Source organism: Phenylobacterium sp. (assembly GCF_037189685.1).
GTDB lineage: Bacteria > Pseudomonadota > Alphaproteobacteria > Caulobacterales > Caulobacteraceae > Phenylobacterium.
In genome coordinates, this window is the sequence record NZ_JBBCIT010000004.1 from 59,674 (window position 1) to 77,782 (window position 18,109).

The following is an 18,109-nucleotide window of genomic DNA, read 5'->3' on the forward strand; positions in this document are numbered from 1 at the left end:
GAGGCGCGGTGAACGCCTATTTGGCGGCAGGATACTGTACGCGGGGGCGGAGATTCTCGATCACCGCGCGGGCGTCGAAGGCGCGGGCTTCGCCCTGCGGCTTGGCGCCCCGCTCCATCACGACCTCGGCCGAGGCTTCGAACCGCTCGACGGTGCGGACGTCCACCCGGTCGGCCCAGAAGGGGTCGCCCCAGAAGGGGTCCCAGCCGCGCCAGCCGTAGCCGCGGCCGTAGTAGCGCCACGACGGACGCCAGAAGCCGTAGCTGCCGTACCAGGGCCGGTAGAAGGGATCGGGCTCGACATAGGTCCGCGCCTTGCGGTCGGTGTCGCGCTCGATCACCGAGAACCAGTCGTAGCCGTTCTGGACGGTCAGTTCCGCGGCGCGGAACAGGAGGTAGCCCTCCACCGTCTCGCGGCTGGTGAGCGTGTTGCCCGCGAAGTTCACGCGGAAGCGGTTGGGCTCCAGCCGGATTTCGGAATAGCCGCCCGCGGTCGACGACCCCGGCGCGGCGGGCTGATACGGCGTGGGCGTGGCGCACGCGGCGAGGCCGGCCGCGAGGACCACGGCGACGGCGGCGACGATGGATTTCCTGGACATCTTCAGTTCTCGAACTCGCACGTCCCTCAAGGGCATTCCGGAGGCGTCCCTATGGAGGACGACGTAATCATCAAAACACCTGGCCGCAATTGTGGTTGCGCTTGCGGCCCTCACGCCCCCGTCACCGCCAGCACATAGACCAGCCGGCCCAGCGAGCCGAACAGCAGGACCGCGACGGCTAGGGCCTGGATCATGAAGCCCAGTTCGCGCTTCTTGGGGTCGGCCACATAGCCCCGCTGATACAGGATGCGGCCGACGATCCAGACGAGGCCCACGATCGCGGCCACGAGGTCGCTCCAGTAGATCGCGAACAGCCACAGCGGCACGAGGAACAGCGGCAGCCATTCCAGGGTGTTCACATGCGCGCGGATGGCGCGCTCGAGAACCGGATCGCCGGTCATGGCCGGCGCGGCGATTCCGCTCTTGCCCCGGGCCCGACCGACCTGGAGACCCATCCAGAAATAGGTGAGCAACGCCAGCAGCGTGACGATGGCGACGTAGGCGTGAGACGGCATGGTTCCCCCGTGGTCCCTTGTGATCGGGCGGACGCACGCCGCCTTGCAAGCGGGACCTTGGCGCCTTATCGGCGCGCTGGGAACCGGTCGCCGCCGCCCCGGGTTTCCTGGGCGTCGCAAGGAGGACACGCAGATGGACGTGGACTCGACCGCCATCCAGACCATCGACTACGACGGCGAGCGCGCGAAGCTGTTCGTGCGCTTCACCAGCGGCGAGCGCTACGTCTACGTCGGCGTGCCGCACGAGGTGTGCCGCTCGTTCCTCGACGCCGACTCGAAGGGCCGTTTCTTCCAGGCCGAGATCCGCGACTGCTATCCCTACAACCGACTGGAGAGCTGAACTCTCCCTTCCATTAAGGGAGGGACAGCTTGTCGCGCTTGGCGGCGACGCGCAGGCGCAGGGCGTTGAGCTTGATGAAGCCCGCGGCGTCGCGGTGGTCGTACGCGACCTTGCCTTCCTCGAAGGTCACCAGTTCCTGGTCGTAGAGGGAGTAGGGGGACGTGCGGCCGATCACGGTGACGTTCCCCTTGTAGAGCTTCACCCGCACTTGGCCGGTGACGTTCCTCTGCGACAGGTCGATGGCGGCCTGGAGCATCTCGCGCTCGGGCGCGAACCAGAAGCCGTTGTAGATGAGCGACGCGTACTTCGGCATCAGCTCGTCCTTCAGGTGCATGGCGCCCCGGTCGAGCGTGATCGATTCCATGCCGCGGTGGGCGTGGAGCAGGATCGTGCCGCCCGGCGTCTCGTAGACGCCGCGCGACTTCATGCCGACGTAGCGGTTCTCGACCAGGTCGAGGCGGCCGACGCCGTTGTCGTGGCCCAGCTGGTTCAGTTTCGTCAGCAGGGCGGCGGGCGACAGCTTCTGGCCGTCGATGGCCACGGGGTCGCCGTTCTCGAAGTCCATCGTGAAGACGGTGGGCTTGTCGGGCGCGGCCTCGGGCGAGATCGTGCGCATGTGGACGAACTCGGGCGCTTCGACCGCCGGGTCCTCCAGCACCTTACCCTCGGACGAGGAGTGCAGCAGGTTGGCGTCGACGCTGAACGGCGCCTCGCCGCGCTTGTCCTTGGTGATGGGGATCTGGTGCTTCTCGGCGAAGTCCAGCAGGGCCTCGCGGCTCTTGAAGTCCCACTCGCGCCAGGGGGCCACGACGCGGATGTCGGGCTCGAGCGCATAGTAGGCGATCTCGAAGCGCACCTGGTCGTTGCCCTTGCCGGTCGCGCCGTGCGCCACCGCGTCGGCCCCGATCCTGCGGGCGATCTCGATCTGCTTCTTGGCGATCAGCGGCCGGGCGATCGAGGTGCCCAGCAGGTACTGGCCCTCATAGACCGTGTTGGCCCGGAACATCGGGAAGATGTAGTCGCGCACGAACTCCTCGCGCACGTCCTCGACGAAGGCGTACTCGGGCTTCACGCCCAGGGTGATGGCCTTGTGGCGCGCGGGCTCGACCTCTTCGCCCTGGCCCAGGTCGGCGGTGAAGGTCGCCACCTCGGCGCCCAGCTCGGTCTGGAGCCACTTGACGATGGTGGAGCTGTCGAGGCCGCCGGAATAGGCGAGGACGACCTTCTTGACGGGCTGATCGGCCATGAGCGTGCGGATGCCTTCGGACGAGGGGTGATCGGTCGCGCGCCTTTAAGGGCACGCGGCGGGCGGGTTCAAGGCCTAAGCGCGCCTTCGGCGTCCAGCGTCCGCATGGCGGCGCGCAGCCACAGCATATGGACCAGGGCGAACACCGGCGCGATCGCCATCCGGACCAGGAAGAGGACCAGCGGATCGCTCGCGTCCAGGCCCGGCGTGCGGGCGGCCGCCGAGAGGCCCAGCCCGACGATCAGCGGGAGGCCCACGGTGAGGGTGAAGGCGGCGTTGCGGCGGGCGCGCCAGCCGGGCCTGCCGCCCGCGCCCCACTGCATCGGCAGCCGCGCGTCGGCGGGGATCGTCTTCGCCGCGCGGCGGGTCGCCGAGGCGATGCTCGCCATCACGAAGATCCAGACGGCGTCGCCGACGATGGCCAGGAGATCCAGCGACATGTCAGACGGTCACCTGGGCGCCCATCTCGACCACGCGGCCGGGGGGGATCTTGTAGAAGTCGGTCGGGTTGGCGGCGTTCTTCATCAGGAAGATGAACAGCTTGTCCTGCCACAGGGGCATCCCCGACTGGGCCGATGGCACGACCGAGCGCCGTCCCAGGAAGAACGAGGTGGCCATGATGTCGAACTTCAGGCCCAGTTTGCGGCACTGGCCCAGGGCCTTGGGGATGTTGGGGCTCTCCATGAAGCCGTAACGGATCTCCAGCGTCTTGAAGTCGTCGTTCACCGCCTCGATCCGGACGCGGTCGTCCTCGCGGACCCGCGGCGTCTCGGCGGTATGGACGGTGAGGATGATGTTCTTCTCGTGCAGCACCTTGTTGTGCTTGAGATTGTGCATCAGCGCCACCGGGGCGGTGTCGGGATCGGACGTCAGGAAGACGGCGGTCCCCGGCGCGCGGTGCGGCGCGCGCGCCTTGAGGATGTCGGCCAGCTCGACCAGCGAGACCGAGTCGCGGCGGGTCTTGTCGGCGAGGATCTGGGCGCCGCGCGTCCAGGTCCACATCACGAGCACGAGGCCGCCGCTGATCAGCAGGGGCGCCCAGGCGCCCTGGGGGATCTTCAGCAGGTTGGCGCCGACGAACACCACGTCCACGAGGCCGAACGCCCCCGCGCCCAGCGCCGCCTGCCAGACGGGGCGCTTCCACATGTGGCGGATGATGAAGAAGAACAGCAGGGTGTCGACCAGCATGGCCCCGGTGACCGCGATGCCGTAGGCGGCCGCCAGGTGGTCGGAGGTCCGGAACAGCGCCACCAGCACCAGAACGCCCACCAGCATCATGATGTTGACCTGGGGCACATAGATCTGGCCGGCCTGGGTCTCGCTGGTGCGGCGGATGTCGATGCGGGGGAACAGGCCGAGCTGGACCGCCTGCTGGGTGACCGAGAACGCGCCGGTGATGACGGCCTGGCTGGCGATGATCGTTCCGGCGGTGGCCAGCGCCAGGACCGGCCAGAAGGCCGCCTCGGGGATCATCTCGAAGAAGGGGTTCACGCGCGCCTCGGGATGCGCCAGCACCAGCGCGCCCTGGCCGAAGTAGTTCAGCAGCAGGCAGGGCAGGACGACGAGGGCCCAGGCCGCCCTGAGGGGCGCCTTCCCGAAATGCCCCATGTCGGCGTACAGCGCCTCGGCGCCCGTCACGGCCAGGAACACCCCGCCCAGGATCAGGAAGCCCAGCAGGCCGTTGTCGATCAGCATGAGCACGCCGTAGTGGGGCAGGAGGCCGTAGAGGATCGTCGGATCGTCCGAGATGTGGATGGCCCCGAGCCATCCCAGCGTCAGGAACCAGAGCAGCGTGATGGGGCCGAAGAACTTCCCCACGCTGGCGGTGCCCCGCGACTGGACCGCGAACAGGGCGATCAGGATGGCCACCGAGATGGGCAAGACATAGGGCGCCATCGAGGGCCCGATGCCCGGCGCGAGCTTGAGGCCCTCGACGGCGCTGACCACCGAGACCGCGGGGGTCAACACCCCGTCGGCGTAGAACAGCGCGGCGCCCAGCATGCCCAGGACCAGCAGGACGAAGGATCGCCGGCCCTCGGTCACGCGCTGGGCCAGCGCCATGAGCGCGAGCGTGCCGCCTTCGCCCTTGTTGTCGGCGCGCATGAGGAAGACGACGTACTTGATCGTCACGATCACGATGAGCGCCCAGGTGATCAGCGAGACCACCCCCAGGACCGTCTCGCGCTCGGCGCCGCCGCTCTCGGTGTTCGCGAGCGCGACGCGCATGGCGTAGAGCGGGCTGGTCCCGATGTCGCCGAACACCACGCCGATGGACCCGAGCGCGAGCGCCCAGAATCCTTCTTTGCGGGGATGTCCGTTGCCGTTGGGCGACGTGTCTTCGGACGCTTTCTGAGCGTCGACGGCCTGTTCAGCCATCCGATGTCTCCGGAGATCCCCGGGCGGGGACTCCAAGGCGGCCCTATGCCGTCGCGGCGGGCGCGAATACACCCAATCCCGGCGCCGTTCAATCGCGGGCGGGGCGCCGGCGTGTCGCACCCCCCCGCGGGCCGGGTCGGGGCCGGGGGCGGGAAGAGGAGTTGTTCGATGACAAGGCGTCTGGCGCTGGTGACGGGGGCTTCCGCCGGCCTGGGGGCGGCGTTCGCGCGCCATCTGGCGGCGCGGGGCTTCGACCTGGCGCTGACCGCGCGGCGGGCCGACCGGCTGTCGGCGCTGGCCGGCGACCTGCGGGACCGCCACGGCGTCGAGGTCCTGACCGTGGCCGCCGACCTCGCCCGGCCCGAGGCGCCCGCGGCGATCCTGGGCGAGATCGCGGCCGCCGGCCGCCGTGTCGACGTGCTGGTCAACAACGCGGGCTACGGCCTGTCCGGGACGTTCGCCGACACGCGGTGGGCCGACCAGGCCGACTTCGTGCAGGTGATGGTGACGGCGCCGTGCGAACTGGCGCACCGCGTGCGGCCGGCGATGGGCGCGCGGGGTTATGGCCGGATCGTCAACGTGGCCTCGGTGGCGGGCCTGCTGCCGGCCGCGGCCGGCCATACGCTCTATGCCGCCTCCAAGGCCTTCCTGATCCGCTTCTCGCAGAGCCTGCACCTGGAAGGCCGCGCGGACGGCGTCCACGTCAGCGCGTTGTGCCCAGGGTTCACCTACACCGAATTCCACGACGTGAACGGCACGCGCGAACTGGCCGACGCCTCGACGCCCCGCTGGCTGTGGCTGGACGCCGACCGTGTGGTCGCCGACGGCTGGCGGGCGGTGGAGGCCAACCGTCCGGTCTGCACGCCGGGCGTGGTCTACAAGGCGATCACCGGGGTCTCGCGGCTGATCCCGGAGAGCTGGGCTTTGGGCCTCATGGCCGGGCAGGGCGGCCGCGTCCGCAAGACCTGAGGGCGACTCCTCAGTGGCCGTAGGGGTTGGCGACGGCCGGGACGATGAAGCCGCTGGTGCTCTCGGCGAAGCCCTGGAGGATGAACTGGATGGCCAGCGCGCAGAGGATCAGGCCCAGAACGCGCACCACGATGGTCAGGCCGATCCGGCCCAGCAGCCGGGTGATGATCGGCGTCGCCAGGAAGGCGAGCAGGGTCGAGAGGGCCACGGCCGCGATGACGCCCACGCCCACCGCCGCGCCCTGGAGGCCGTAGTTGCGGGCCTGGCTGGCGTAGATCACGACGCTGGAGATGGCGCCCGGCCCTATCAGCAGGGGCATGGCGAACGGCACGATCATCCGCTCGAACCGCTTGCGGGCCACGGCGCGGCCGGTGCCCTCGGAGGCGTCGGCGGCGTCGGCGTAGGTGGCCGTGAAGTCGTCGCGGGCCATTTCCAGGCCCAGCAGGAACAGGATGATCCCCCCGGCGATCCGGAACGCCGGCAGCGAGATGCCGAAGAACTCCAGCAGGCTGAGGCCCGAGAAGAAGAAGAACGTCAGGAAGCCCAGCGCGAACAGCGAGATGTAGAGCGCGATCCAGGCCCGGTCGCGCGATGTCGCCCCCACCGTCGCCGCGGCGAACAGCGGCACGTTCCCCACCGGGTCGATGAGGGCGAACAGGGCGACGAAAAAGTTGACCGCGAACTCGGCCTGGCTCATGCAAGGTGCTTAGCCCAAATCTGCAACGGCGGAACCCCCCGCCCCCAACGGAGCCCCGTCATGGCCGCCGCCGCGCTCGCGCAACCGCCCGTCAAGGCCGATCCGCGGCTGATCGTGCCCCTGGACCTGCCGTCCGCCGGCGAGGCGCGGGCGATGGCCGAGGCGCTGGGCGACTCGGTGTCGTTCTACAAGGTGGGCCTGGAGCTGTTCGCCTCGGACGGCATGGCGCTGGCGCGCGAGCTGAAGGCGGCGGGCAAGCAGGTGTTCCTGGACTGGAAGCTGCACGACATCGGCACGACGGTGCAACGGGCGGCGGCCGTGCTGGCGCAGTCGGGCTGCGACCTGCTGACGGTCCACGGCGAGCCCCAGGTCATGGTCTCGGCGGTCCGCGGACGCGGCGCGTCCAACCTCAAGATCCTGGCCGTCACCGTCCTGACCAGCCTGTCCGACGAGGACCTGGAGGAGGTGGGCTATCACGAGACCGCCCGCCAGCTCGTGGAGCGCCGCATCCATCAGGCCATCGCCGCCGGCTGCGACGGCGTCGTGGCGAGCCCGCACGAGGCGGCGCTGGCCCGTGCGCTGGGGGGCAAGGACTTCCTGGTGGTGACGCCGGGCGTGCGGCCGGACTGGTCGGCGAAGAACGATCAGGCCCGTGCGGCCACGCCGCGCGACGCGCTGGCCGCCGGCGCCAGCCACATCGTCTGTGGCCGCCCGATCACCGCCGCCAACGACCCCGCAGACGCCGCCCGCCGGATCGCCGCGGAGATGGCGGGCGCCTAGCCGCCCGGCCTACGCCGTGTTCGCCGTGACGAGCTCGGTGGTCACGCTGTCCAGCAGCCGGCGGCCGTCGGCCGTGGCGCGTAGCCGCAGGGGATCGTCGGCCAGGAGGCCCAGGCCCACCAGCCGCCGCACCACGGGACGGTCCGGCGCGAGGCCCAGCGCCGCGATCTCGCCGAACCCGACGCCTCGAGCGATGCGCAGGCCGCTGAGCAGCCGCTCCTCGGCGGTCTCGACGGGCGTCAGCGCCTCGCGCTCGGCGAAGCCGGCGCCGGCGGCGGCCACCGCACGGATGTAGTCCGCGGGCCGGTCGTGGGCGCGGGTCGCCTCGCGGACGCCGTCGCGGGTGATGCGGCCGTGGGCGCCGGGGCCTACGCCCACGTAGTCGAGCCCCTGCCAGTACACCAGGTTGTGCCGCGAGCGCGCCGCCGGGCCGCGCGCATGGTTCGACACCTCGTAGGCCTCGAAGCCCTCGGCCCCGAGCACGGCCTGGGTGGCGTCGTAGAGGTCGGCGCCGGCCTCGTCGTCCGGCGGGACGAACATGCCGCGCCGCACGGCCCGGTCGAAGGCCGTGCCCTCCTCGATGGTGAGCTGAGAGGGCGAGACGTGCTCGGCGCCGAGGTCGACCACCGCCTTCAGTTCGTCGACCCAGGCCTGAACCGTCTGGCCGGGCCGGGCGTAGATCAGGTCGACCGACAGGCGCGGAAAGGCGCGCGCCGCCGCCTCGGCCGCCCGGCGCCCTTCGGCGGCGTCGTGGTTGCGGCCGAGGAACCGCAGGGCCGCGTCGTCCAGCGACTGGAGCCCCAGCGAAAGCCGGCCGATCCCCGCGTCCGCCAGGGCGGCGAAGCGCCCGGCCTCGGCGTCGGTGGGATTGGCCTCCAGGCTGACCTCGAGGTCGCCGGCCGGCGACCACAGCCGGCGCGCCGCCTCCACGATCGCGGCCGCCTGGTCCGGCGCCATCAGCGAGGGCGTGCCGCCACCGAAGAACACCGACACCAGGGGCCGGGGGCCGGTCAGCGCCCGCTGGGCCTCCAGGTCGGCGACGATGGCGCGCGCCAGGTCCGCCGCCTCGGCCTCGCGGCCGCGCGCCCGGACGACGTTGAAGTCGCAATAGGGGCAGATCCGCGCGCAGTACGGCCAATGGACATAGACGCCCAGCGGCGGGCCGGGCGGCGTGTCGTTCACAACAGCGCCGCCTTCAGCTTCTCGAAGGCGCGGGCGCGATGGCTCATGGCGTCCTTCACCGCGGGCTCCAGCTCCCCGAAGGTCTGATCCAGGCCCTGGGGCGTGAAGATGGGATCGTAGCCGAACCCCCGGTCGCCGCGTGGGGGGAAGGTGAGCGTCCCGTCGATCCGCCCTTCCACCACCACCGCCGGCCCGTCGGGCCAGGCGACCGCCAGGGCCGAGGTGAACCAGGCCGAGACGTCGTCCGCACCGGTCTCCGCCAGGCGTTCCTCGACCTTGGCCATGGCCATGCGGAAGTCCTTCTCCGGCCCGGCCCAGCGCGCCGAATAGACGCCCGGCGCGCCGTCCAGGGCTGCGACCGAGAGGCCCGAGTCGTCGGCGAGCGCGATCAGGCCCGAAGCGTCGGCCGCCGCCCGCGCCTTCAGAAGCGCATTGCCGACGAAGGTGGCCTCGGTCTCCTCGGGTTCGGGCAGGCCCAGCTCGCCGGCCGACACCAGCTGGAACCGGCCGTCCAGGATCTCGACCAGTTCGCGGGCCTTGCCGGGGTTGTGGGTCGCCACCACCAGGCGCAGGCCGGGTTCGAGCCGCAGGGCCATGTCGTTCCTCCCGTCTCCAGAGGCCGCGGACCCTAGCTCCCGCCGTGGGTTGTTGCATTGCAAAAGTTTAATATCGTTACTCGATATTCACGTGATCGAAAATCGATGCGGCTGTATCTCCAATCCCGTCGGGGCGCGGTGTCCCGGCCGCGAAATTGCTGCAACGCAGCAAGACATTGGAGCCTCTCATGCTTGCCAACCTGATGAACACCCTCGACCGGACCGCCATGGGCTTCGTGGTCGTCCTGGCCGCCATGCCGATCCTGAGCATCGCCGCGCGCGCCGTCGTCCTCTAAGCTCGCGTGCGATCGATGCGCTTCGTCGAACGACCCGTCCCGGTCCGGCTGCATACGGCCCAGGGCTGAACGCCGGCCGCGGCGGGTCACGACGCAGGAGGGGGAGCGAAAGGACAGATGCGCGCCTTGGGTCCGGGCTCGGTTTCGAGCTTCCTGAAGATCATCCTCGACGTGGTCTTCGCCGCCCTCTGGATCGGCGTCGCGATCCTCGCCCTCATCACGCTCGCGGCGCTGCTGCTGAGCTTCAATCCCGATCTTCTCGGCGCCATCCGCCTCGAAGGCGAAGCCGCCGAAGTCGCCCGGCGCGGCCCCCTGCTCACCGCGGGCCTCGCGGCCGCGGCGCTCTACCTGGCCGGCATCCTGGTCATCGTGGGCTCGCTGCGCCGGATCTTCACCACGCTCACCGCCGGCGACCCCTTCCATCCCGACAACGTGGCGCGCCTGCGCCTGATCGGCCTGATGCTGGCGGGGCTGGAGCTGGGACGCTATGCGGTCTGGGCCGTGGGCGCCCTGCTGCCGGGCGTGGAGCGCAGCCAGCCGAACATCGGCCTGACCGCCTGGTTCTCGGTGCTGGTCGTGTTCGTCCTGGCCGAGGTCTTCCGCGAAGGCGCGCGCCTGCGCCGCGAAGCCGAACTGACGATCTGAGGGGCCGGGCGAGACGACCATGCCGATCCGCGTAAGTCTGGACCGCGTCCTCCTCGAACGGCGCATGTCGCTGACCGAGCTCGCCGACCGCGTCGGCGTGACCATCGCCAACCTCTCGATCCTCAAGACCGGCAAGGCGCGCGCCGTGCGATTCTCCACCCTGTCGGCCCTGTGCCGGGAGCTGGACTGCCAGCCTGGCGACCTCCTGGTCTACGAGCCCGGGCCCGACGATGCCCCGTTCGACGACGAGGACGGCTGAGGCACATTCACCGCCACCGCGACGCCGACCGCCGATGTCTCCAACCGCGAACGAACGCGAAAGGGTGTGCGGCGCGTCAACGCCCTGAAGGACACCGCCAAGACGCCAAGAGCGCCAAGGCGTCCGAAGCTGACCGCGGGCCTCTTGGCGGTCTTGGCGTCTTGGCGGTTGTCTTCCGCGCCTGCGGCGCCTCTTCGCGTTCTCTCGCGGTTACAGGACGGCTTCGCTACAGCAGCGCCCCGATCACGAACGCCGCCCCGGCGGCCAGCGCGCCCAGGGCGAACCACAGCAGTCGCGAGCCGGACGGCGGGTCGGCCTCGACCACCGCCACGTCCCGGGGCTCGGTCAGCCGGGCGAGGTTGCGCAGCGCCGTCTCGGCCTCGCCGGCAAGCTGCTTCACCCGGCTGGCGGGGGAAAGCTCGCGGGCGATCCAGCGCCGCACCACCGGCTCGGAAGCGCCCCAGATGTCGTGATCGGGGTCGATGCGGCGGGCGACGCCTTCCACGGTCATCATGGTCTTCTGGAGGAGGACCAGCTCGGGACGCAGGTGCATCTCGAACAGGGCGGTGATCTCGAAGAGCTGGGTCAGCACCCGGCTCATGGCGATCGTGCTGGCGCTGCGGCCGAATACCGGCTCGCCCACCGCCCGCAGCGCCTGGGCGAAGGCGGCGACGCTGTGCCGCGCGGGCACGTAGCCGGCGTCGAAGTGCACCTTGGCCACCCGCTCGTAGTCGCGTTGCAGGAAACCCCAGAGGATCTCGGCCAGGTAGCGCCGCTCGGTCGGACCCAGCCGGCCGATGATGCCGAAGTCGACGGCCGAGATCTTCGCGGGCGCGGCGGCGAACAGGTTGCCCTCGTGCAGGTCGGCATGGAAGACGCCGTGGTCCAGCGCCTGGGCCAGGAACGCCCGGGTCAGGTTGTCGGCCAGCGCCTTGCGGTCCAGGCCCGGCTGTTCCAGCGCCGCGGGGTCGGACAGGGGCATGCCCTCGGCCCAGGCCATGGTCAGCACGCGCTTGCCCACGCCCTCCCACATCACCTTGGGCGCGCTCATGTAGCCGTCGCGACCCATCACCTCGGCCAGTTCGTCCGCGCCGGCGGCCTCCATCCGCAGGTCCAGCTCCAGTTCGGTGGCGCGGATGACCGTGCGGGCGAACTGCACGGGCTCGAGGCGGCGCAGGGGCGGCGCGAGCCGTTCGATCAGCCCCGCAGCGAGGGCCAGGACGGCCGAATCGGCTGCGACCCGGCGCTCGATCCCGGGCCGCAGGACCTTGACCGCCACGCGCTCGCCGTCGTTCAGCGTCGCCTCGTGCGCCTGGGCCAGCGACGCCGCGGCCACGGGCTCGCCGAAGGTGGCGAACAGCTCATCGACCGGCCGGCCGATCTCCTGGGCCACCTGGGCGCGGGCCAGGGCGGTGGGGAAGGGCGGCAGCTTGTCCTTGAGCCGGCTCAGGTCCTCGGCGAACGTCCGGCCGAAGATGTCGCCGCGCGTGGAGAGGAGCTGGCCCAGCTTGATGGCGACCGGCCCCAGGCCTTCCAGCGACCGGGCCAGCCGCTCGCCCGGCCGCCCGTCGCGGCGGCCCGCGAACAGGCGGAGGCCATTGCCCACGGCGCGGACGCCCGGCGAATAGAAGGCGTCCAGTTCCCGGGGGAGCAGGGCGTCGTTGCGGACCAGGGTCCAGCCGGCGCCCATGAGCCGGAAGAAGGCGCCCGCCGAGGCCATGCCCTCAGATCGCCCGGCCGGTGTGGAGCGCCGCCACGCCGCCCGAGAAGTTGGTCCAGCCCGCCTGGGAGAAGCCGGCCTCGCCGATCATCCTCGCGAACGACTTCTGGTCGGGAAAGCGGCGGATGCTCTCCACTAGGTACTGGTAGCTCTCGCGGTCGTTGGCGACCCGCGCGCCGATCTCGGGGATCACCTTGAACGAATAGGCGTCGTAGGCCGCGCGGATCGCCGCGCTGCCGGGCCGCGAGAACTCCAGGCACAGGAACCGGCCGCCGGGCTTCAGCACGCGGCGCGCCTCGCGCAGGGCGCCGGGGATGTCGGTCACGTTGCGGATGCCGAAGCTGATCACATAGGCGTCGGCGGTCGCGTCGGGCAGCGGCAGGCGCTGGGCGTCGCCCACGGCCCAGCAGATCTCGGGCAGGCCGCCGCGCTCGACGCCCGCGGCGATCATCTCGGCGTTGTAGTCGAGGACGAAGACGGTGGCGTCGGGGCCGCCCCGGCGTTCCTGCGCCCGCCGCGCCATCCTGGCGAACCGCCGGGCCATGTCGCCGGTGCCCCCGGCGCAGTCGATGATGACCTCGCCCGGCTGGGGGTTCAGGCGCGCGGCCGTCGCGTCCTTCCAGAGCCGGTGCACGCCCGCGCTCATGAGGTCGTTCATCAGGTCGTAGTGGCGGGCGACGCTGTCGAAGACGCCGCGCACGAGGCCGGGCTTCTCGGCGGCGTCCACGTCGCGGAAGCCGAAGGTGGCGCTGGGTCTCGTCATGCGGCTGCTCATAGCGGGCCGGCCGCCCGTCCGCAAAGGCGTGTCTTGCGGCGCGCCCGGGAGAAGACCGCGATACGAGCCGAGAGGGCGCCGCGGGAGCGCCGCCATTCCGCCTTGGCGCAGGCGCCGCGCCGTGCCAAGCGGGGGCCTATGCCCGAACTTCCCGAAGTCGAGACGGTGCGCGGGGGCCTGCGGCCCGTGCTGGAGGGTCGGCGCCTCGCGCGGGTGGAGGCGCGCCGGCCCGACCTGCGGTTCCCGTTGCCGCCCAATTTCGTGCAGATCCTCACCGGCGCGACGGTGGTGGCGCTGGAGCGCCGCGCGAAGTACCTTCTCGCGCGCCTGGATCGCGAGGACACCCTGGTCATGCACCTGGGCATGAGCGGGCGTTTCGAGATCGCCCGGCCTGAGGGGCCGGAAAGGCCCGAGGGCTCCGAGCGGCCGGGCCGGTTCCACTACGCCGCCGATCCCGACCCGAAGCACGCCCACGTCGTCTTCGAGACCGAGGCCGGGGACCGGGTCACCTATTACGATCCCCGACGGTTCGGCTACATGGCCCTGGTCAACACCGCGGCCTTCGACCTGCATCCGTGGTTCGCAGGGCTGGGGCCCGAGCCGCTCTCCGACGCGTTCGACGCCGCCCACCTGAAGGCCGCCTTCGCGGGCCGCCGGCAGGGGCCGAAGACGCTGCTGCTCGACCAGAGGGTCGTGGCGGGCCTGGGGAACATCTATGTGTGCGAGGCGCTGAACCGGGCGCGGATATCGCCCTTCAAGCCGGCCGGGTCGATCGGCGTCGCGCGGCTGGAGCGCCTGGTCCCCGAGATCAAGGCGGTGCTGGCGGAAGCGATCGAGGCGGGCGGATCGAGCCTGCGCGATTTCGCCCGCACCGACGGCGCCCTGGGCTATTTCCAGCACAGCTTCCGCACCTACGACCGCGAGGGCCAGCCCTGCCGCAACGACGGCTGCCGGGGCGTGATCGGGCGCGAGGTCCAGGCGGGCCGATCCACCTTCTACTGCCCGGCATGTCAGCGATGAGGACGCCCGCGATGCGGCGCGTGCTGGCGTTCCTCGGCGCCCTGGCCGGCGCGTTCCTGGGCCTCGTCCCGGCCGCCCGGGCCGAGCCGCCGGTCTGGATCGTGCGCGACGCCGATTCCGAGATGCTGCTGTTCGGCTCGGTCCACCTGCTGCCGCCCGGCCTGGACTGGCGGCCGCGGGCGCTGGACGCGGCCATCGTGGCCGCCGACGACATCTGGTTCGAACTGGACGTGGGGCCCGAAGCCGAGCGGGAGGTCGCGCGCCTGGCGGCCGAGGCCGGCGTCCTGCCGCCGGGCGGCTCGCTGCTCGCCATGCTGGAGCCCGCGGATCAGACGCGCCTCATCGGGATGGCCGGGCGGCTCGGCGTGCCGATGGCCAACCTCGACCGGCTGGAGCCGTGGCTGGCCGAGGTGGCCCTGGCTACCGCCGCCTATGCGAAGGCGGGCGCCACGAGCGCCGACGGCGTCGAGGCCCAGGTGGCGGCGCGGTTGCCCGAGGGCCTGAACCGCCGCGCCCTGGAGACGCCCGCCGAGCAGATCGGCTTCTTCGATGGCGCGCCAGAGGACGTCCAGATCACCTCGCTGACCCGGACGCTGGCGGAGCTGGAGACCGACCCCGACGGCTATCTGGATCTGGTTCGCGCCTGGCTGGCCGGCGACGCCGAGGCCCTCGACCGCGAGGCGCTGCAGCCGCTGCGCGAAGCCTCGCCCGAGGCGTTCCACCGGCTGGTGGAGGCCCGCAACATCCGCTGGACGGCCGAACTGGACGCGCGGCTGAAGGGCGCGGGCCGCACGGTCGTCGTCGTGGGCGTGGGCCACCTGGTGGGCGAGGGCGGCGTGCCCGGGCGCCTGCGTGCGCTTGGCTATTCGGTCACGGGGCCGTAAGTCCCTGGCTCGCGGAGAAACAGCCTCGCGAGGAACCGGAGCGCCCCATGGCCTATGAAACCCTGATCGTCGAGACGCCCAGCGCGGGCGTGACCCTGATCCGGTTGAACCGGCCCGAGGCGCTGAACGCGTTGAACAGCCAGTTGCTGGGCGAACTGGGGAAGGCGCTGGACGCGGCCGAGGCCGACGAGGCGGTGCGCTGCGTCGTGCTGACGGGTTCGGAGCGCGCCTTCGCGGCGGGCGCCGACATCAAGGAGATGTCGGACAAGAGCTACGCGCAGATGTTCGCCCAGAACTTCTTCGGCGAGGCCGGACAGCGGGTGGAGCGGTTCCGCAAGCCGATCATCGCTGCGGTCTCGGGTTTCGCGCTGGGCGGCGGTTGCGAGCTCGCCATGCTGTGCGACGTCATCATCGCGTCGGAGACCGCGAAGTTCGGCCAGCCCGAGATCAACCTGGGGGTCATGCCGGGGATCGGCGGCACCCAGCGCCTGCCGCGGGCGGTGGGCAAGGCCAAGGCGATGGACATGGTGTTGACCGCCCGGATGATGGACGCCGCCGAGGCCGAGCGCGCGGGTCTGGTGAGCCGGGTGGTCCCGGCCGACAAGCTGCTGGACGAGGCCCTGGGGGCGGCGGCGAAGATCGCCGGCCAGTCGCCGCTGGCGGTGATGATGAACAAGGAGCTGGTGAACGCCGCCTTCGAGACCACGCTCTCGACCGGCGTGGCGATGGAGCGGCGCCTGTTCCACTCGCTGTTCGCCTTCGACGACCAGAAGGAAGGCATGGCCGCCTTCATCGAGAAGCGGAAGCCCGACTTCAAGGGCCGCTGAGGCGCCGGGAAAGCGTCCGGGCGGCATTGACCCGCAAGGTCGGTTTCAGTATATCCGCGCCTCCAATTTCGCCTGCCGGGCAACCGGCGGGTGCTTCCCGTTTCGAGAAGAGTCCCGAATGGCCAATACGCCCGGCGCCAAGAAGGCGGTCCGCAAGATCGCTCGCCGCACCGCTGTCAACACCGCCCGCCGCTCGCGCGTGCGCACCTATCTGCGCAAGTTCGAGGAGGCCATCGCCTCGGGCGACGCCGGCGCCGCCAAGACCGCCTTCGTCGAGGCCCAGTCGGAACTGATGCGCGCGGTGTCGAAGGGCGTCGTGCACAAGAACACCGGCTCGCGGAAGGTTTCGCGCCTGGCCGCCCGCCTGAAGAAGATGTCGGCGGCCTGAGGCCGTCGTCGACGGGGTTCGCACTCCGTCTTCGCCGCTAGGATTTCTGACAGGCAGCGCCCGTTCGGGCGCTGTTTTTTTGTGCTTCGGAAAAGGGCTTCCGATGCGCCGCCTGCGACCGATTTGCTCAGCCTCTGGACCCGGTTTTCAGCCTTTCCCTTGGACCGAAAAGGGTCCCCGCCGAGTCAACAGAAATATGTCTGGCGGAGGAAAAGAATCACCGTTGACCCCCCGAACCCCCCCATTAGTGTCAGCCCTCTTACAGGTTCATTCCCTTCGATCCCGGTCCAACCGGGGCAGCGGCGTAGCACATGTGTTCGCCGGATAAGGGTTTGTTTGTATTAAATTTCATGTTGGTTGGGGGGTTCGGGGCCCCGGCCTGTCGGCAGTGGTGCGATGGGGTTTCGAGGAATGACGAGCGGGGGGGCTGCGGGAGCTATGGCGAGCGCGCCGGCGATGGCCGTGTGGAGCAAGACCTGCCAGGTTCTCAAGCGCGAACTGGGCGATGCGACGTTCGGGTCGTGGCTCGGCCAGGCGGCGCTGCGCGAGTCCGGGGACGAAGTGTGCCTGGTGGCCGCGACGGGTGTCGCGCGCGACTGGATCCGCAACAACGCCTGGCGCCGCATCGGCGAGCTGTGGGCCCAGAACGACCCGCTGGGCCGTCGCCTGGACCTGAAATGCCGCCTGGACGTCGAGGTCGCCTATGCCCCGCCCGTGGCTGCCAACGCGAGTGTGGGCCGGGCCGCCGCCTCGGCCGCGCCGGCGGTCTACGAGGTCGAGGCTGTCGAGGCCGTCGCGCCGACGACCGCCCGGCAGGGCCGCCTCCAGGGGCTGCAGGAGCGCTATTCCTTCGACACCTTCGTCTCCGGCCCGGCCAACGAGTTCGCCTTCGCCGTCGCCCGCCGCGTGGCCTCCTGGGCCGACGGTCACTTCAACCCCGTCGTCTTCCACGGCCCCTACGGCTTCGGGAAGACCCACCTGCTGAACGCCCTGGCGTGGGAGGCCATGCGCACGGCGCCCGACCGGCGGGTGGTCTACCTCTCGGCCGAGCGCTTCACCTCGACCTTCGTCAACGCGCTGCAGACCCGCCAGACCCAGGCGTTCAAGGATGACCTGCGCAACGCCGACCTGCTGCTGATCGACGACGTCCACTTCGTGGCCGGCAAGACCCAGACCCAGGAAGAGCTGTTCCACACCCTGATCGCGCTGGTCGAGGACGGCCGCCGGGTGGTCCTGACCGCCGACCGCTCGCCCACCGAGCTGTCCGAACTGGAGCCGCGGCTGCGTTCGCACCTCCAGGCCGGTCTCGTCTGCGGCATCGAGCCTGCCGACCGCAGCCTGCGCCTGGGCATCCTGGAGCGGAAGCTGAACACTCTCGCCCAGGCCCAGGGCTTCCTGCCCGGCGCCCGGCCCGACGTGCTGCAGTTCCTGGCCGACCGCTTCACGGACAGCGTCCGCGAGCTGGAAGGCGCCCTCAACACCCTGGTGGCCCGTGTGGGCGGCGACATCGCCCGCCTGACGCTGGACGAAGCCCAGGCCATCGTGCGGCCCCATCTGTCCGTCACCGAGCGCAAGGTGACCGTCGACATGATCCAGAAGGCCGTGGCCGAGCACTATGCGCTGAAGCAGGCGGACCTGATCTCCGAGCGCCGCGCCCGCGCCGTCGCCCGCCCGCGGCAGGTGGCCATGTGGCTGGCCAAGCAGATCACCACCCGCTCGCTGCCCGACATCGGCCGCCGCTTCGGGGGCCGCGACCACACCACGGTCCTGCACGCCGTGCGCCGCATCGAGGCGCTGAAGGCCGAGGACCCTGCCCTCGCCCGCGACGTCGACGTCCTGCTGCGCAAGCTGCGGGGCTGAGACCCCGAGGTCGTTCGGACCTTCGCGCGCCGCAGGCGTCCTCTATTCGTCCACAAACCACACGAAAAGCACGAACGGTTCGAGGCGAACCCTGAGCCCCCGCGCGAGCGGAGGCTCTGTCAGGGAACCGCGGAAA

General features: G+C 70.9%; 20 protein-coding genes. 10 read left to right on the forward strand and 10 right to left on the reverse strand.

Annotated elements, in window-relative coordinates; genetic code table 11:
- Positions 1 to 16: 16 nt before the first annotated feature.
- Entirely contained in the window at positions 17 to 598 is a 582-nt protein-coding gene (locus WG212_RS02490) for a hypothetical protein (RefSeq protein WP_337185483.1), read from the reverse strand.
- Positions 599 to 708: 110 nt separating this feature from the next.
- Positions 709 to 1,113 (reverse strand): MAPEG family protein, encoded by a 405-nt coding sequence (locus tag WG212_RS02495; protein WP_337185484.1) that lies wholly within the window; start codon positions 1,111 to 1,113, stop codon positions 709 to 711.
- Between the two features lie 133 nt (positions 1,114 to 1,246).
- Here WG212_RS02495 and WG212_RS02500 point away from each other — a divergent pair, with 133 nt between their 5' ends.
- The gene (locus WG212_RS02500) at positions 1,247 to 1,453 is read left to right on the forward strand and encodes a KTSC domain-containing protein (RefSeq protein WP_337185485.1); all 207 of its coding nucleotides are present in this window, start codon (positions 1,247 to 1,249) and stop codon (positions 1,451 to 1,453) included.
- 13 nt (positions 1,454 to 1,466) lie between these two features.
- On the opposite strand, the gene WG212_RS02505 is transcribed toward WG212_RS02500, so the two are convergent.
- The 3 genes from WG212_RS02505 to WG212_RS02515 all read right to left on the reverse strand — a co-directional run bounded on the left by WG212_RS02505 (position 1,467) and on the right by WG212_RS02515 (position 5,075).
- Positions 1,467 to 2,699, reverse strand: a complete 1,233-nt coding sequence (locus tag WG212_RS02505) for an argininosuccinate synthase (protein ID WP_337185486.1) — start codon at positions 2,697 to 2,699, stop codon at positions 1,467 to 1,469.
- Positions 2,700 to 2,767: 68 nt separating this feature from the next.
- Entirely contained in the window at positions 2,768 to 3,139 is a 372-nt protein-coding gene (locus WG212_RS02510) for a hypothetical protein (protein ID WP_337185487.1), read from the reverse strand.
- Position 3,140: 1 nt separating this feature from the next.
- Positions 3,141 to 5,075 carry a potassium transporter Kup gene (locus tag WG212_RS02515; protein WP_337185488.1) on the reverse strand — a complete coding sequence of 645 codons (1,935 nt, stop codon included), beginning with the start codon at positions 5,073 to 5,075 and terminating at the stop codon, positions 3,141 to 3,143.
- A 168-nt stretch (positions 5,076 to 5,243) separates the two neighbouring features.
- Here WG212_RS02515 and WG212_RS02520 point away from each other — a divergent pair, with 168 nt between their 5' ends.
- A complete protein-coding gene (locus tag WG212_RS02520; RefSeq protein WP_337185489.1) occupies positions 5,244 to 6,044 on the forward strand; it encodes an SDR family oxidoreductase in 801 nt (266 codons plus the stop codon).
- A 10-nt stretch (positions 6,045 to 6,054) separates the two neighbouring features.
- On the opposite strand, the gene WG212_RS02525 is transcribed toward WG212_RS02520, so the two are convergent.
- A complete protein-coding gene (locus WG212_RS02525) occupies positions 6,055 to 6,741 on the reverse strand; it encodes a MarC family protein (protein WP_337185490.1) in 687 nt (228 codons plus the stop codon).
- Between the two features lie 60 nt (positions 6,742 to 6,801).
- Here WG212_RS02525 and pyrF point away from each other — a divergent pair, with 60 nt between their 5' ends.
- Positions 6,802 to 7,521: an orotidine-5'-phosphate decarboxylase gene (gene pyrF / locus WG212_RS02530; RefSeq protein ID WP_337185491.1), complete on the forward strand. Its 720-nt coding sequence runs from the start codon at positions 6,802 to 6,804 to the stop codon at positions 7,519 to 7,521.
- Positions 7,522 to 7,530: 9 nt separating this feature from the next.
- Here the strand turns inward: pyrF and hemW are convergent, their stop codons facing one another.
- On the reverse strand, positions 7,531 to 8,703 hold the full coding sequence (hemW, locus tag WG212_RS02535) for a radical SAM family heme chaperone HemW (protein ID WP_337185492.1): 1,173 nt from the start codon (positions 8,701 to 8,703) through the stop codon (positions 7,531 to 7,533).
- Positions 8,700 to 9,299 carry an RdgB/HAM1 family non-canonical purine NTP pyrophosphatase gene (gene rdgB, locus WG212_RS02540; RefSeq protein ID WP_337185493.1) on the reverse strand — a complete coding sequence of 200 codons (600 nt, stop codon included), beginning with the start codon at positions 9,297 to 9,299 and terminating at the stop codon, positions 8,700 to 8,702. The genes hemW and rdgB overlap by 4 nt, the downstream gene beginning before the upstream one ends.
- Before the next feature lie 413 nt (positions 9,300 to 9,712).
- On the opposite strand from rdgB, the gene WG212_RS02545 reads away from it, so the two are divergent.
- Complete coding sequence (locus WG212_RS02545; protein ID WP_337185494.1) at positions 9,713 to 10,240, forward strand: DUF2975 domain-containing protein; 528 nt, start codon at positions 9,713 to 9,715, stop codon at positions 10,238 to 10,240.
- Between the two features lie 19 nt (positions 10,241 to 10,259).
- Positions 10,260 to 10,499 (forward strand): helix-turn-helix transcriptional regulator, encoded by a 240-nt coding sequence (locus WG212_RS02550; RefSeq protein WP_293384677.1) that lies wholly within the window; start codon positions 10,260 to 10,262, stop codon positions 10,497 to 10,499.
- Between the two features lie 226 nt (positions 10,500 to 10,725).
- On the opposite strand, the gene ubiB is transcribed toward WG212_RS02550, so the two are convergent.
- Both ubiB and WG212_RS02560 read right to left on the reverse strand, forming a co-directional pair.
- Entirely contained in the window at positions 10,726 to 12,219 is a 1,494-nt protein-coding gene (ubiB, locus tag WG212_RS02555) for a 2-polyprenylphenol 6-hydroxylase (RefSeq protein WP_337185495.1), read from the reverse strand.
- A 4-nt stretch (positions 12,220 to 12,223) separates the two neighbouring features.
- A complete protein-coding gene (locus WG212_RS02560; RefSeq protein ID WP_337185496.1) occupies positions 12,224 to 12,982 on the reverse strand; it encodes a class I SAM-dependent methyltransferase in 759 nt (252 codons plus the stop codon).
- Positions 12,983 to 13,132: 150 nt separating this feature from the next.
- On the opposite strand from WG212_RS02560, the gene mutM reads away from it, so the two are divergent.
- The 5 genes from mutM (at position 13,133) to dnaA (ending at position 17,973) form a co-directional block, all read left to right on the forward strand.
- Positions 13,133 to 14,014, forward strand: coding sequence for a bifunctional DNA-formamidopyrimidine glycosylase/DNA-(apurinic or apyrimidinic site) lyase (gene mutM / locus WG212_RS02565; RefSeq protein WP_337185497.1), 882 nt, complete (start codon positions 13,133 to 13,135; stop codon positions 14,012 to 14,014).
- A gap of 11 nt (positions 14,015 to 14,025) precedes the next feature.
- Complete coding sequence (locus tag WG212_RS02570) at positions 14,026 to 14,898, forward strand: TraB/GumN family protein (RefSeq protein ID WP_337185498.1); 873 nt, start codon at positions 14,026 to 14,028, stop codon at positions 14,896 to 14,898.
- Between the two features lie 47 nt (positions 14,899 to 14,945).
- Positions 14,946 to 15,725: an enoyl-CoA hydratase gene (locus WG212_RS02575; RefSeq protein WP_337185499.1), complete on the forward strand. Its 780-nt coding sequence runs from the start codon at positions 14,946 to 14,948 to the stop codon at positions 15,723 to 15,725.
- A gap of 118 nt (positions 15,726 to 15,843) precedes the next feature.
- Positions 15,844 to 16,113, forward strand: a complete 270-nt coding sequence (gene rpsT / locus WG212_RS02580; RefSeq protein ID WP_337185500.1) for a 30S ribosomal protein S20 — start codon at positions 15,844 to 15,846, stop codon at positions 16,111 to 16,113.
- Between the two features lie 396 nt (positions 16,114 to 16,509).
- On the forward strand, positions 16,510 to 17,973 hold the full coding sequence (dnaA, locus tag WG212_RS02585; protein WP_337185501.1) for a chromosomal replication initiator protein DnaA: 1,464 nt from the start codon (positions 16,510 to 16,512) through the stop codon (positions 17,971 to 17,973).
- The last annotated feature ends 136 nt before the right edge of the window (positions 17,974 to 18,109 follow it).